Below are 14,531 nucleotides of genomic sequence, written 5' to 3' on the forward strand. Positions count from 1 at the left end.
CTTGAATCACAAAACAGCCAAAACCGGAATCCCCTCCGATTCAGTCAAGGCCTGAACCGCTCTCGCTGCTCGAGTCCGATCCTTCAGAGCTTCGTGCCTCAGCAAAGATGCTCGAATAACTAGGTCGCAGTATTGCTTGTCTGCGCAAAATTCGGCAGCCGGATTGCGGCACGGCCTCGGTTAACGCAGCCTCAAAGAAAAAGCCGCCGGAATATCCGGCGGCCTTGCGATCTCGTCGATACTTTTGTGAGAAGCAATCGCTCTTGCTCAGTTGAGCTTGCTCTTTACCTCCTGAAGCGAGGCCTTGAAGAGGTTCCCGTCCACCTTGCTATCAACCTTGCCGGCAAGCAGAGTGCGCGCAGCCTCGACGGCGATATCAACCGCGCTAGAGCGGACTTCGTTGACGGCGTCGCGCTCGGCCTGGCCGATCTTCTGCTCGGCAAGAGCGGTGCGGCGCGCGACATAGTCCTCCGTCTTCTGCTTGGCATCGGCCAAAAGAAGATCGGCCTCATGCTTCGCCGCGTTGACGATATCGACCGCGTCCTTCTCGGCCTCCTTGCGCTTGCGCTGGAATTCGGCCAGCAACTGCTGAGCCTCTTCACGCAGCTTGCGCGCCTCTTCGAGTTCTTCGCGGATGCGGTTCGAGCGCCGGTCGAGCGCCTTCCCGATCAGCGCAGGAACCTTCATGTAGAGGACGATGGCGAGGAAAATAATGAGGGCGACCAGTGCCCAGAATGTTGCGTCCATGGTCGACTCCTATTCCCGTACCGCTTTCACGGCGGCGGCGACCGCGGCCTTGTCCATGCTGTTGCCGACCAGTTCCTGAACGATCACCGCGGCTGTATCCTCGGCGATGACGCCTACGTCGGTCATTGCCGCCGACTTGATCTTGGCTATATGGGCTTCGGCCTCGGCAAGCTTCCGTTCAAGCCCGGCCTCGATCTTCTTGCGCTCGGCTTCGGCTTCGGCCTTGGCGCTATCGCGCGCCTGCTGGCCTATCGCGTTGGCTTTCGCCTTGGCCTCGGCAAGCTCCTGCTCATAAGCGGCGACGGCTGCATCCGCCTCGCTCTTCATCAGCGCGGCTTGATCCAGGTCCTGTGCGATGCGATCGCGACGAACCTCGAGAATACCACCGATTCTCGGCAGGACGATCTTTTTCAGGAAAAGGTAGAACAGGCCGAAAGTAATTGCGAGCCAGAGAATCTGCGAAGGAAAAGTCTCTGGGTTGAACGGAGGAAACTCAGGCTTGGCCCCGGAATCATGTGCGGCTCCGGTCTCGGTGTGAATCTCACCTTCGGCCGGCGCTGTTTCCTGCGCATATCCCGGTGTCACAAACATCTATTTCCCCTGTCCAGACAAACCGGCCGCACTGCGCGGCCGGCGGCATCATCGCTTCGGTCTCTTACGTGAAGAGAAGCAGAAGGGCGACGAGCAGCGAGAAGATGCCCAGAGCTTCCGTCACCGCGAAGGCAAAAATCAGGCGGCCGAACTGGCCATCGGCGGCAGACGGGTTGCGCAGCGCACCCGACAGGTAGTTACCGAAAATCGTGCCGAGGCCGATGCCCGCGCCACCCATGCCGAGGCAGGCGATACCCGCGCCGATTGCCTTTGCTGCTTCAACTTCCATGTCCAGCTCCTTGTGGATCGAAATCAGGTTGATCTTGCGATTAGGCGGCAAACACCGCCGGCGATATTTTTTAGTGGCCCGGGTGCAATGCGTCGTTGAGATACATGCAGGTCAGCACTGCGAAAACGTAGGCCTGAAGTGCAGCCACCAGAAACTCGAGAGCGGTGATGGCGACCGTCATGAAAAGCGGCAGGATCGAGCCGACCACCCCGACCGCGCCATAAGCGCTGAGAGCAGTCACGAAGCCTGCGAACACCTTGAGCGTGATGTGACCGGCCAGCATGTTGGCGAAGAGACGAACCGAGAGGCTGAGCGGCCGCGACAGGAACGAGATGACCTCGATCATCACGACCAGGGGCACGAGAACGGCCGGGACGCCCTGGGGCACGAACAGCTTCAGGAAGCCGAAACCGTGCTTCATCACGCCATAGACGATAACGGTGCCGATCACCAGCAGCGCCAGCATGAAGGTGACGATGATATGGCTGGTAACGGTGAAGAAATATGGAAACAGGCCGATCAGATTGGCCACGAGCACGAACATGAACAACGAGAACACGAACGGAAAGAACCGCATGCCTTGCGAGCCGGCGGCGTCTCGCAACATGGAGGCAACGAATTCATAGCTCATTTCGGAGATCGACTGCAGCCGGCCCGGGATCAGCCCGCGGCTCGACGTCGTCAGAAACAGGAAGGCACCGGCAACGGCGACCGTCGCCACCATGAAGGCGGAGGAATTGGTGAAGGAGAAATCGTATCCGCCGACTTCGATCGGAATCCATTTCGTGATGTGAAACTGATGGATCGGATCGTTGGCCAATTCGGCCTCCCCTCGGCAAATCGCGCCCGCGGGCGCCGTTTATCTATCTTCTTCCGAACCGTCGGAACGCCGTTCAGACGTCCTCAAATCCGGCTGGGCAACCACGCCCGCAGAGCGCAGAACGTTGAGGACGCCCGCGCCAAACCCAAGAAGCAGGAAGACGATCAATCCCCACGGCGAGGTTCCCGCCCATCGGTCTATCATCCAGCCAAGCCCCGCGCCGACCGCTATTCCAGCGATGAACTCGCTCGACAGCTTCAACGCCTGGCCGTACCCGGCCAAACTGCCCGACTTTCCGCCTTGTTCTGCTTTTTGCCCCTCGGGCCGTCTCGTCGCGAGAGATGCTTCGAGCCGGCGCCTGCGGCGCTCAAGGTCGTTGTCGCGAACTTCTGGCTTGTCCTGTTTGCCGGGCCCCGGTTTTCCGGTTTCGTCTGGCCCATTTTTGTCGGCCACCGCAACCTCCTGCCCGGACAGCACGTCCCCGTCCATCCGCTTCAAAGTCGCGGGCAACATAGATAGCGAGCCAACCCCAGTCAAGCCACGGATTGGGGCTCCAACACCTGTATTTAGCCAAGGAAAAACAATGGCTTACACAAGTGCGACATCCTGACCGGGTGATCACACCCGCGATCTTGGCCGAATCCCGGAAAAAATCCCAACCGGGTGCTCAGGCCGAAACCGTGCGCGGCTGCCGGTCAGCTCCAGCCACCGCCATAGGTTCGATAGAAGATGTGCAAGCCGATTTTTTTCATCTTTTCCATGGTGCGGGCCCAGCGCGGGCTCACATAGTCGGCGTAATAGTGGGTCGAGGAGGCGACTTCCGGAATGAAGATCTTCCCGGCCGTGACCGCCATCGCGATCTCCTGCGCGACCTTGTAATGTGCAGGGCTGGTGATGCGGTCCTTGCGGCCATCGCATGCGAAGGAAAACTGGCAGCGGTTCTTCCAGTTGTCGTTCTGGTAGACCACACCGCAGATCGTGCTCGGATAGGCCGGGTTGCGGACGCGGTTCAACACGACTTGCGCAACCGCCGCCTGCCCCTTCAGGCTTTCGCCGCGGGCTTCGAAATAGACGGCGTTGGCAAGACATTTCTGTTCGGCGCTCGAAAACACGCTGGCCGGCAGCGGCTTGCCCATCCAGGCGTGGTCGCCCTCCTTCACCGGCGGAATGAAGCGCCCTTTCGAAGAGTCCTCGTCCCTGAGCAGGCTGGCGAAAGGCGAGGACTTCGCATAGTCGGGCTGCGCCGGCGCGTAGGCGGTAGCCAGAATGTCTGGTTCGTTGTCGTTGACGAGCTTCGCCAACATGGAAGGAATACCGCGCGCCGGCTTGTCCTTCTTGATATAGAAGGCGGTCGCGATCTCGATCTCCTTGCCCTTGATCGGCGATTTGGCGAAAGCCATCTGGAGGTCGCCGGCGGTGGGGCGAAGCAGGAAGCTCGTCCGATCGACAACCGAGCCAGCGCTGAACGCCTTCGGCGGAGCCACGGGCGCCACATTGACGATACGATCCTTCTTGTCGTCGCGCCTTATGCGCTCTTCATCCGGCTTCTCGCCCGCGGCCGCCCTCTTGCCGCGCAGCGCCACCGGGCCGATGCCGGGCGCTTCCATGCCCGATCCCGAGATGGAGCCGGTGGCCAGGTTCGCATTGCCGAACGGCATTTCAGCCGCGTGCACCGAGCCGGCAACCGAGGTTTCGACGAAGGAATTCCAACGCACGCCGGCAGCTTCGGAACCCGACACCAGGCTGCCCATATCCTGATAGGCAGCCGTCGTCGGAAACCCGATCCACATGCAGAGGCCGACGACAAGGGGAGGCAAATACGAGCGCCTTCTCTCGCTGGCGCCAGCCAGTCGGCGCGTCGGTAGACGTCGATGCACGGAAACTCTCCAGGACGCAACTAGAACCCAATGGAGAGAAACAATGATGCATTAACCTTGATGGATTGTTAATGCCGGTGGCTTTAGCCCATTGAATCTGTTAACGTATTCTTAATATACGCAGGCACCGGAAGCGAACCGGACCATGGAGCCGGTCGATAAATTCCGCGCCCTTTCCGCACCTCCAAAGAAATAGGCGACGCTGCCGGCCGCCGCTCAGCCGCGCTTTTTTGCCTTGCCTGCGAAAGGATTGTCGGAGGCGCGCAGCATCATGCGGATCGGGACGCCAGGCATCTCGAACGACTCGCGAAGATTATTGACCAGAAAGCGCACATAGGATTGCGGCATGGCGTCCGGTCGCGAGCAGGCCAGAACGAAACCTGGCGGCCGGGTTTTCGCCTGAGTGATATATTTTACCTTGAGACGCCGACCGGCGACCGCGGGCGGTGGATTTTGCTGAACGACAGTCTCCAGCCAGCGGTTCAGCCGGCCCGTCGATATGCGGCTGTTCCAGACCCGATGGGTCTTGAGCACCGCGTCCATGAGCTTGTCCAGGCCGCGTCCGGTCTCCGCCGAGACCGGGACGGCCTGAAGGCCCCGCACCTGGGGCAGGAGCCGCGTCGTCTTCTCTCGCAGCTCCGCCAGCGTTTCCTGCGGATTTTCGATCAGGTCCCATTTGTTGAAGGCCAGCACCAACGCCCGGCCTTCGCGCACGATCAGGTCGGCGATCTGCAGGTCCTGCTTTTCGAACGGAATGGTGGCGTCGAAAACGACGATGACGATCTCGGCGAAGCGCACAGCGCGAAGCCCGTCAGAAACGGACATCTTCTCGAGCTTTTCCTGCACCTTGGCCTTGCGACGCATGCCTGCGGTATCAAAAAGCTTGATGAGACGCCCGCGCCATTGCCAGTCGACTGAAATCGAATCGCGGGTAATGCCGGCTTCTGGCCCGGTCAGCAGGCGTTCCTCATCGATCAAGGCGTTGATGAGGGTAGACTTGCCGGCATTTGGCCGCCCGACCACGGCGATACGCAGCGGCTTGGTGTCGTCATATGCCGGTTCGGCGTCCGGATCGGCGACATCCTCGCCGGCCAGAACCTCCGTCATCGCATCGTCCTCATCTTCGCCCTTGTCCGCGAAGACACGCGCCTCACCAAGCGCCTCGACCACGGCATCGCGCAGATCGGGCATGCCGAGACCATGCTCGGCCGAAATGGCGATCGGCTCGCCTAAGCCAACCTCCCAGGCCTCCAGCATTCCGCCCTGAGCGCCGCGTGCCTCGGCCTTGTTGGCAACCAGCACGACCGGCTTTCCCGAACGGCGCACGACATCGGCGAACGCCTTGTCGTCCGGCATAAGACCGGATTTCGAATCGACCATGAAGAAGATCAGGTCGGCTTCGCGGATGGCGATTTCAGTCTGGGCACGCATGCGCCCCTGCAAGGTTGCCGCCGCAGCGGTCTCGAAGCCCGCCGTGTCGATGACCTCGAAATTGAGATCGTAGAGCTTTGCCGCGTGAACGCGCCTGTCCCGCGTCACGCCGGGCGTGTCGTCGACGAGCGCGATCTTTCTTCCGACCAGACGGTTGAAAAGCGTCGATTTGCCGACGTTAGGCCGACCGATGATGGCGACTTTGAAGCTCATTGCGCATCACGACGCACTGCCCGAACCGCGGATCAGTTCGGACATCAGTGTGGCGCGTTCGCGCGCGTTCTGCGGGGCGCCTTCGTCTGAGGAAATCTGCTCGAACAGCTTCAGCGCATCCGCCGCCCTGCCCTCTTTCCACGCCGACAGGCCCAGAGCCTCGCGCGCGGCATGGCGCAATGTGTTCGTATCCGAGGTCAATGTCTCGACGCGGGCTGAAACGTCGGCGTAGGAACCGTGATCGACCAGCAGGAGAGCCGCCCGCAGGCGGGCAATATCGCGAAGAGCGGCGGGGATGGAATTGTCTGCTGCAACCTGATCGAATTCCTTGATCGCGCCGGCAAAATCCTGCTTTTCCGCCAGAACCGTGGCGGCGCGCATGCGGGCAAGTAGCGGATAGGCGCCGTAGCCTTCGCTTTCGAGCGTCTTAAGCGCGGCGAGCGCTTCGTCGCTTTTGCCGCTATTGGCAAGCGTCAGCGCCTGCGAAAACGCATCGCCCGATCGATTGGCGCGGCTTTCGACCCAATATTCGTAGGCAACGAACGCCGCCGTTGCGATAACGATAAACACCGCAAGGCCGATCGCCAAAGGCCCAAAGCGGTCCCATATGGCTTTCGCCCGATCCTTCCGGATCTCTTCATTCACTTCGCGGAAGAAACTGTCGTCCGACATCCAATAAATACCAGTGCTTGCCGTTTTGGGGCGTTGTCAGCCAGCCTTTTAGCCGAAATTCGCCCGCATGGAAGGGGCGAAGGCCTAAATTCGCCGCCAGACAGCCGGGAGTGCTCTTTCAGGTGGCATTTGGCCTCAGCGCTTGTTTCGTCCGGCTGCGCCCGCATCCGCGCCACATTCGCGCCTTACCAGTGCCGGCCATTCGTTCTCACCGAGTTTTAGCACCAAGTCATATCAATGTCCGTTGCCTTTCGTTTCTGCACCATCGTCTGCGTTTGCGCCTCCCTCATCGTCTCGGCTTCGGCGGCGCCCAAAGCCGAGATGCCGACGCCTGCCCGCCCGCAATATGTCATCATCTCTTTCGACGGCGCGCATGACCTGGCGCAGTGGCAACGCAGCCGAAATCTAGCGGCGCGCACCGGGGCGAGTTTCACCTATTTCCTGTCATGCGTTTTCCTGCTGACGCGCGAAACCCGAAACGTCTATCGCGCGCCCGGCAAATCCGCCGGCAGATCGAATGTCGGTTTCGCGCAGTCGAAGAAGGAGGTCGGCGACCGCCTTGCCCAGATCTGGCTGGCACACGCCGAAGGCCACGACATAGCGAGCCACGGCTGCGGCCATTTCGATGGCAAGGACTGGAGTCGGGCCGATTGGCGAAGCGAGTTCCGCTCGTTCGCGGCAATCCTGCGCGATGCCTACAATATCAACGAGATTGCCGGCGAACCGCAAGGCTGGAAGCAGTTTTCCGAAAACGAGATCATAGGCTTTCGCGCCCCCTATCTCGCAACCGGCAAGGCGCTTTTCACGGCGCTTGCCGAATCAGGCTTCACCTATGATGCGAGCGGCGTTTCGCGCGGCCCGAACGAGCCGGAGAGCGGCGGTGGGCTGATCCGCTTCGCGTTGCCGCAGATCGCGGAGGGCCCGAAGGAACGCCGTGTCATCGCCATGGACTACAATCTGTTCGTACGCCATTCGGGCGGCAAGGAAATCGATGATACAGGCTCGGCCTTCGAGGATCGCGCTTACGGCGCGTTCCTGGCGGCCTTCGACGAGCAATATCGCGGCAGCCGCATCCCGCTGCAGATCGGATTCCATTTCACGCTGATGAATGGCGGCGCCTATTGGCGTGCCCTGGAGCGGTTTGCCGGTGATGTCTGCACGCGAGCCGATGTGAAATGCGTCAGCTACAAGGAATACCTTGCTTCGCAGCGCCCGGCGCAAGCCGCCGGCGCGGGGCTCGGCGGCTGACGAAGAGCCATATCAACCTTGATAGTATCAGCCTCAATAGTGGTCGGTCGCCAGTTCCTCGCCCTTGATGAAGCGCTCGTCTATATCGGGCAGTTCCTCGCCGTGGATCGTGGCCTCGAAGGCGCGCAGTCGCTTGTAGACCGACAAGAGCTCGACGATCGTCGACCATGAATTGACCAGGTACTGGAACGAGGCGGTGACCTGCGAGAACGCGTAGGCGATCTGATTCATCAGGCCGAGCGTTATCTTGCCGGCAACGATGGACGGCCCCATGATCAGGAAGGAGAAAATGCCGTTTGCCTGGCCGTAGATGTAACGCACGATGTTGAAATAGACGTAGTGAAAATACATGCGGAAGTAGTTCTTCCGCACGTTCTCGAACAGTTCGCGCAGCGTGATAGGCTGCGCACGCTCCTCATGATCCTCGCCGAACACCAGTTCCTTGCGATAGGCTGCCTCCACGCGCTGATTGCGGAACTGGAGGCCGGGCAGCTTCATGCCGGCGAGCGCGATGCTCGCAGTGCCGAAGATCGACCAGAAGATGGCGGCCACCACCAGCGCGTTCGGCACATGGCCGACCAGCGGCAGTTCGGTGATGTTGGTTGAAAGCCGCATCAGCACCGGCAGGAAGGCGATCAACGTCATGATGGAATCGATGAAGTTGACGCCGAGCCCCTCGACGATGGTCGAGAAGCGCATCGTATCTTCCTGCACGCGCTGCGAGGCGCCTTCGATGTGGCGCAGTCGTGGCCAGTGCGCGACGTAGTATTCGTTCATCGCCATTCGCCAGCGAAAGATGTAGTGACTGACGAAGAAGGCGGTGAGAACGCTGACGGCCACCGCCATGAAGGCGATGCCGGCGAAGGTGAAGAAGCCGGTATAGAACTGATCGAGCGTGATGGGCGCGGTCTTGGCCATCGCCCCCTGAACCATATCCCAGAACGGCCCATACCAATTGTTGATCGCGACGCTGACCTGCACCTGGTAGTAGGTGACGAAAAAAATCAGCGCCGAACCGAGGATCGACCAGTTCTGCCATTGGTGAGGCGAATAGAGCCGCCAGAAAGCATAGAAAATCCCAACCGCAGCGGCATAGTAGATGTAGAACCAGAGAAAGGGCGGCGACCAGAATACCTCGGCGCCGATGATCGGCGGCGCATCGGGCGCGGCAGGCGGCAGTCCAAACCAGGCGCCAGCCTTCGCTCCGCCGAGATACCAGATCAGCATGGCCACGACGGCCCACACAGCCGAGGATATGAAAAACATCTTCGGTCGCGGAAAGAAGGAAACAAACACGTCAGCGAATTCCTGTCCGGCATGAGCGGCATTGCGGTGGGCCGGCATGAAGTCACAGTTCGTGCGGAAAGAAAATGGCCTTTTTTCAGCGCTGCGTGCCGCAACGCCCGGCGATCATTCGGGTTTGTCGGCCGATCTTGCCGACCAGGCGACCGCACCGCTGATCATCAGCGCAAGTGCAGCGCCAATCGAGGGAACGGTGAAGCTGCCCGACCATTCGGCAACGAAACCGGCGACCACCGGCCCGACGATCTGGCCGATGCCGAAGGCAGCCGTCATCAGCGCCAGCACCCGGCGCGGGGCGCGCGGCGCAAGCAGCCAGCCTGCCTGCAAGCCTAATGCCGTCACGGCAATGAACGTCCCGCCAAGCAGAAAGCCGCCCAGAAGCGGGCCGGCATGGCCGCCGAGGCTGACGCTCGCAAGGACCCCGACAGCTTCGACCATGCAGCCGGCGGCGAAGGCGACCGCCAGCCCGCGACGCGCGGCGAGCGCCTTCCAGACCCAGACGGATGGAATGACGGCCAGGCCAGTCACCAGCCAGACGATCGCCTCGAACAGGCGGCCGGCATCGCCCTGCCGGACGATCGCCACAAGAAATGTCGCCGTCACCACATAGCCCATGCCGAATATGCCATAGGCGAGGATGATCTTGGCAAGAGGCCGGCTTTTCGGCAGTCGCGGCTCGCGCACAGCCTGTCCGCCGGCCGAAAGGGGACCCTCATCGACCAGCAGCCACACGACTGCAAAGCCTGCCGCCGAGAGCAAGGCCGAGCCGATCCAGCCGTCCGTCCAGGCCGCTCCGGCCACGATCAGCACGCCCATCATCGCCGAGGAAACGGCGATGCCAAGCCCGACGCCGCCGAAATGGAGGGCCTGCAGATCGACGCGACCGGCGGCGGCAAGATGGCTGAAGACGATGGTCGACAGAAACACCAGGACGAAAGCGCTGGCGATGCCGGCGGCAAAACGGATCACGACGAACAGGGTGAAATCGCTGGTCAGCGCCATGGCGGCCGAAAGCAACGCGCTTGCCGCCAGTGCGCCGAGCATTACCCGTCGCTCGTGACCATGAGCCCAGCCGCCGGCGGCGGCGACCGCGCCAAGCAGATATCCGAGATAGTTGGCCGAGGCGATGATGCCGGCTTCAGCGGCCGAAAGCCCCAGTTCGTCCATCATGCCCGGCAATATCGGCGTGTAGACGAAACGGCCGAATCCCATCGCAACCGCCATGGCGATCATGCCGCCGATGGCGAAACGGAAGGGCCTGAAGGATTCGCGTGTCATCGCAGTGCACAATATTATCGATCGCCTGCCGCGCAATGTGATTTTAGTGGTCCAGGACGCCGCGCCCGCAGAGCGAACGTCCCGCGTTTACATTCGGCCATATGTGCTTAGGTTCGGAGCGTACTCATCGCGCAGGAGCCGGTATGAACCAGTCTGCTATAGCCGCCGTCGGTCTTTATGCGGCGCTCAACATGGTAATCCTGCTCTGGCTGGCGATCGCGACGGCCCGCCTTCGCAACAAGCACAGAGTTTGGATCGGCACCGGCGGCGTCGAGCATCTGACCCGCACCATGCGCGGCCATGCCAATGCCATCGAAAACATTCCGATGACCATCATATTGCTGTTGATCGCCGCACTGCTTGGAATGCCGGTCTTGATCCTGCATGTGCTTGGAGCCACCTTCACTCTTGGACGCGCAATCCATGCCTGGCATTTCATCGACGAGCATGGCGCGCGATGGCAGCGCGTTGTCGGCTTCGGCCTCAGCGGCGTGGTCACGGTAACGACGTTGTTGGGAGTGCTTGGCTACGTGCTGTGGCTTCTATTTTGAGAGCCGGGCCCCGAGCGACCATGGTCAGGACGGCCGATCGCCTCTATCTTCTTGCACTCGCAATACCAAGGAGCAGCTTTGCAATGAACCCGCATGCCGGCGCAGTCGCCACCCCGATCGATCCCGTCAAGCTCGACAGGCTTGCGGAAGTGGCCGTCAAGATAGGTTTGCAGTTGCAGCCGGGCCAGGACCTCGTGCTCACCGCTCCGATTTCCGCGCTGCCGCTGGCACGCAGGATCGTCAGCCATGCCTACAAGGCCGGCGCCGGCCTCGTCACACCGATCTTTTCAGACGACGAAATCACGCTGACGCGCTACCGCGACGCGCCTGACGCGAGCTTCGACAGGGCCGAAGCCTGGCTGTACGAAGGTATCGCCAAGGCGTTCGAAGCGGGCGCGGCGCGGCTGGCGGTTCGCGGCGACAACCCGATGCTGCTCGCGGCACAAGACCCGTCGAAGGTCTCGCGCGCAAACAAGGCAACCTCGATTGCCTATCGGCCGGCTCTGGAAAAAATCACCGCGTTCGACATCAACTGGAACATCGTCGCCTACCCCACGCCCGAATGGGCCAAGCTGGTGTTCCCGGGCGAGGAGGAGGACGTTGCAGTCGCCAAGCTGGCGGAGGCGATCTTCTCGGCATCGCGCGTCGACACGGAAGATCCGGTCGCCGCCTGGAAGGAGCACAACGCCTCGCTCAGCGGCCGCACTGCATGGCTGAACGGCAAAGCGTTCCATGCCCTGCGCTTCACCGGCCCTGGCACCGATCTGACCATCGGGCTGGCGGACGGCCACAAGTGGAACGGCGGCGCCGAGACTGCCAAGAACGGCATCACCTGCAACCCCAACATTCCGACCGAGGAAGTGTTCACCACGCCGCATGCGCGGCGCGTGGAGGGGCATGTGCGCAGCACCAAGCCGCTTTCCTATCAGGGCACGCTGATCGACGAGATTGCCGTGCGGTTCGAAGCCGGCCGCATCGTCGAAGCAAATGCCAGCCGCGGCGCAGACGTGCTGAACAAGGTGCTGGACACCGACGAAGGCGCGCGCCGGCTGGGCGAAGTGGCGCTGGTGCCGCACTCCTCGCCGATCTCGCAAAGCGGCGTTCTGTTCTACAACACGCTTTTCGACGAGAACGCGGCAAGCCACATTGCGCTTGGCCAATGCTATTCGACCTGCCTCATGGAGAGCAATCTCAGCCCGGACAAGATCGCTGCACAGGGCGGCAATTCCAGCCTGATCCATATCGACTGGATGATCGGTTCGGGTGAAATCGATATCGACGGCATCAATGCCGACGGCAGCAGCGAGTCGGTGATGCGCAAGGGCGAATGGGCCTAGGATGAGGACTTATCCTAATAGAGCACGGCGCATTCCGAATGGATGCGCGGCGCTCTGGCCTTTTTCGGACCTAAATCATTCTGTCCAAGGGCGTCCGATTCGCACGGTTTCCGGCTTGTAGTCACAGGTCCTTTGCCAGCCGCAGGCCGTCATAGATGGCGGCGTGCGTATTCCTGGCAGCCACGGCGTCGCCAATCCGAAAGAGTTGGAACTTGCCGTCGGGATTGTCCGCGCGCGTCTGCGCCGCGCCGCCGATGAACGCGTCATAGTCGACGGCGCCAAGATTGCGCGACAAAGGCTTCAGCTCGAAATAGAGATCGTCAAGCGGCACCGTGCCGTGATTGACGATGATCTGGTCGTGAACCTGCTCCTTGCGCACTCCGCCATAATCGCTGCCGACAATTGCAACCAGTTGATTGCCATCCCTGCGAACGGCGTCGAGCCGGTAGGTGACGGTGAAGACCACGTCCAGCTTTTGCAAGGAGCGCATATACGGCACGAGGTTCATGGCCATGACCTCAGGGGAGAACGAACGGTCGGGCGTCATGACTTCGACCCTCGCCCCGGTAGCAGCGATGAATTCGGCCGCCTGAAGCGCGGCATGGTCGCCGGCATCATCGAAGACAAGCACATTGGTGCCCGGCTTGACGTCGCCGGAGATGACATCCCACGACGACACAACCAGGTCATTGCCTTCCGAAAGTATTTCGGTGTGAGGAAAGCCGCCGGTCGCGACGACCACCACATCGGGTTTCTCGGCAAGGACGGTCGCGGACTCGGCCCATTGGTTGTAGTTGAACGTCACACCCAGCGCACGGCATTGCGCCACGCGCCATTCGACGATGCCGATCATCTCCTTCCGGCGCGGACTTCGCGCGGTCAGCCGTATCTGACCGCCGGCTTCGCTCGCGGCTTCGAAAACAACCACTTCGTGGCCGCGTTCGGCTGCGACCCGCGCCGTTTCCAAGCCGGCCGGGCCGGCGCCAACCACGACGATCTTGCGCCGGGCGGGCGCCTTCGGGATATTGTGCGGCATCGTGGTCTCGCGGCCTGTTGCCGCGTTGTGGATGCAATAGGCAGCACCTCCCTGATAGATGCGGTCAAGACAATAGTTGGCGCCGACGCAGGGGCGGATGTCGTCTTCGCGGCCCTCGATGATCTTTCGCAAAATGTGCGGGTCGGTCATATGCGCGCGCGTCATCCCGACCATGTCGAGCTTGCCGGAGGCGATCGCATGGCGCGCGGTAGCAACATCCTGGATCTTGGCCGCGTGGAACGTCGGAAAATCGGTGGCGGCGCGAATTTCACCGGCGAAGTTGAGATGCGGAGCACTCGCCATGCCCTGAATGGGGATCACATCGGTCAGCCCGGCGTCAGTGTCGATGTGGCCGCGGATGACGTTGAGGAAATCGACCATGCCGCTGCCCTTCAAGCGGCGTGAAATCTCCAGCCCGTCCTGTTTGGTTAGCCCCCCTGCCATGGCTTCGTCGGCGGTATAGCGCATACCGACGATAAAGTCGGGGCCGACGCGCTTGCGCACCTCGGTCAGCACGTCGAAAGTGAAGCGCAGCCGATTGTCGAGCGAGCCGCCATAGGGTCCGTCGAGCGTATTGGTCAATGGCGACCAGAACTGGTCCATGAGATGGCCGTAGGCCTGAAGCTCGATGCCGTCGAGGCCGGCCGCCTTCATGCGCTCGGCGGCGTCACCGTAGTCCTTGATGATGCGCTCGATGTCCCAGTCTTCGATCTGCTTCGGGAAAGCGCGGTGGGCTGCCTCGCGATTGCGCGACGGCGAAACGACGGGCAGCCAGTGGCTCTTGTCCCAGCGCGTGCGCCGACCGAGATGGGTAAGCTGGATCATCACCGCCGCTCCGTGCTCATGGCAGGCGTCGGTCAAATCCTTCATCCAGCCGACCACTTCGTCCTTGTAGGCGAGGATGTTGTTGAAGACCGGCGGACTGTCGCGCGAGACCGATGCGGAGCCTGCGGTCATTGTCATCGCCACGCCGGCCTTGGCACGCTCCACGTGATAGGCCCGATAAAGCTCCTTCGGCATGCCGTCTTCCGGGTAGGCCGGCTCATGAGAGGTGATGATGATCCTGTTCCGGAACGTGAGATGCTTCAATCGATAAGGCTGCAGCAGCGGATCGTTCGACATTGGATGCTTCCTCAAGG

At 61.5% G+C, this 14,531-nt stretch carries 14 protein-coding genes; 3 read left to right on the forward strand and 11 right to left on the reverse strand.

Annotated features, from left to right (window positions below):
• Window positions 1–267: 267 nt before the first annotated feature.
• The 8 genes from ACLKMW_RS24390 to ACLKMW_RS24425 form a co-directional block, all read right to left on the reverse strand.
• The gene (locus ACLKMW_RS24390) at window positions 268–747 is read right to left on the reverse strand and encodes a F0F1 ATP synthase subunit B (protein WP_415727121.1); all 480 of its coding nucleotides are present in this window, start codon (window positions 745–747) and stop codon (window positions 268–270) included.
• 9 nt (window positions 748–756) lie between these two features.
• Window positions 757–1,338 (reverse strand): F0F1 ATP synthase subunit B, encoded by a 582-nt coding sequence (locus tag ACLKMW_RS24395; RefSeq protein WP_415727122.1) that lies wholly within the window; start codon window positions 1,336–1,338, stop codon window positions 757–759.
• A gap of 64 nt (window positions 1,339–1,402) precedes the next feature.
• Window positions 1,403–1,627 carry a F0F1 ATP synthase subunit C gene (locus tag ACLKMW_RS24400; RefSeq protein WP_415727123.1) on the reverse strand — a complete coding sequence of 75 codons (225 nt, stop codon included), beginning with the start codon at window positions 1,625–1,627 and terminating at the stop codon, window positions 1,403–1,405.
• A 70-nt stretch (window positions 1,628–1,697) separates the two neighbouring features.
• Window positions 1,698–2,447, reverse strand: a complete 750-nt coding sequence (locus tag ACLKMW_RS24405) for a F0F1 ATP synthase subunit A (RefSeq protein WP_415727124.1) — start codon at window positions 2,445–2,447, stop codon at window positions 1,698–1,700.
• 39 nt (window positions 2,448–2,486) lie between these two features.
• Window positions 2,487–2,900, reverse strand: coding sequence for an AtpZ/AtpI family protein (locus tag ACLKMW_RS24410; protein ID WP_415727125.1), 414 nt, complete (start codon window positions 2,898–2,900; stop codon window positions 2,487–2,489).
• A 242-nt stretch (window positions 2,901–3,142) separates the two neighbouring features.
• Window positions 3,143–4,324, reverse strand: coding sequence for a cell wall hydrolase (locus ACLKMW_RS24415; RefSeq protein WP_415727126.1), 1,182 nt, complete (start codon window positions 4,322–4,324; stop codon window positions 3,143–3,145).
• 216 nt (window positions 4,325–4,540) lie between these two features.
• Window positions 4,541–5,968 (reverse strand): ribosome biogenesis GTPase Der, encoded by a 1,428-nt coding sequence (gene der, locus ACLKMW_RS24420; RefSeq protein ID WP_415727127.1) that lies wholly within the window; start codon window positions 5,966–5,968, stop codon window positions 4,541–4,543.
• 6 nt (window positions 5,969–5,974) lie between these two features.
• Window positions 5,975–6,640, reverse strand: coding sequence for a tetratricopeptide repeat protein (locus ACLKMW_RS24425; RefSeq protein WP_415727128.1), 666 nt, complete (start codon window positions 6,638–6,640; stop codon window positions 5,975–5,977).
• A gap of 237 nt (window positions 6,641–6,877) precedes the next feature.
• Here ACLKMW_RS24425 and ACLKMW_RS24430 point away from each other — a divergent pair, with 237 nt between their 5' ends.
• Complete coding sequence (locus ACLKMW_RS24430; protein WP_415727129.1) at window positions 6,878–7,888, forward strand: polysaccharide deacetylase family protein; 1,011 nt, start codon at window positions 6,878–6,880, stop codon at window positions 7,886–7,888.
• Between the two features lie 33 nt (window positions 7,889–7,921).
• On the opposite strand, the gene sbmA is transcribed toward ACLKMW_RS24430, so the two are convergent.
• Together sbmA and ACLKMW_RS24440 are read right to left on the reverse strand one after the other, a co-directional pair.
• Window positions 7,922–9,184, reverse strand: a complete 1,263-nt coding sequence (sbmA, locus tag ACLKMW_RS24435; RefSeq protein WP_415727146.1) for a peptide antibiotic transporter SbmA — start codon at window positions 9,182–9,184, stop codon at window positions 7,922–7,924.
• Between the two features lie 114 nt (window positions 9,185–9,298).
• Window positions 9,299–10,468, reverse strand: a complete 1,170-nt coding sequence (locus ACLKMW_RS24440) for a YbfB/YjiJ family MFS transporter (protein ID WP_415727130.1) — start codon at window positions 10,466–10,468, stop codon at window positions 9,299–9,301.
• Window positions 10,469–10,611: 143 nt separating this feature from the next.
• Between ACLKMW_RS24440 and ACLKMW_RS24445 the strand changes: the two genes are divergently transcribed.
• Entirely contained in the window at window positions 10,612–11,019 is a 408-nt protein-coding gene (locus ACLKMW_RS24445) for an MAPEG family protein (RefSeq protein WP_415727131.1), read from the forward strand.
• Window positions 11,020–11,102: 83 nt separating this feature from the next.
• A complete protein-coding gene (locus ACLKMW_RS24450) occupies window positions 11,103–12,356 on the forward strand; it encodes an aminopeptidase (RefSeq protein WP_415727132.1) in 1,254 nt (417 codons plus the stop codon).
• 121 nt (window positions 12,357–12,477) lie between these two features.
• On the opposite strand, the gene ACLKMW_RS24455 is transcribed toward ACLKMW_RS24450, so the two are convergent.
• A complete protein-coding gene (locus ACLKMW_RS24455; RefSeq protein WP_415727133.1) occupies window positions 12,478–14,514 on the reverse strand; it encodes an oxidoreductase in 2,037 nt (678 codons plus the stop codon).
• Window positions 14,515–14,531: the final 17 nt, after the last annotated feature.

It is taken from the genome of Borborobacter xinjiangensis, from assembly GCF_047739745.1.
Lineage (GTDB): Bacteria > Pseudomonadota > Alphaproteobacteria > Rhizobiales > Rhizobiaceae > Pseudaminobacter.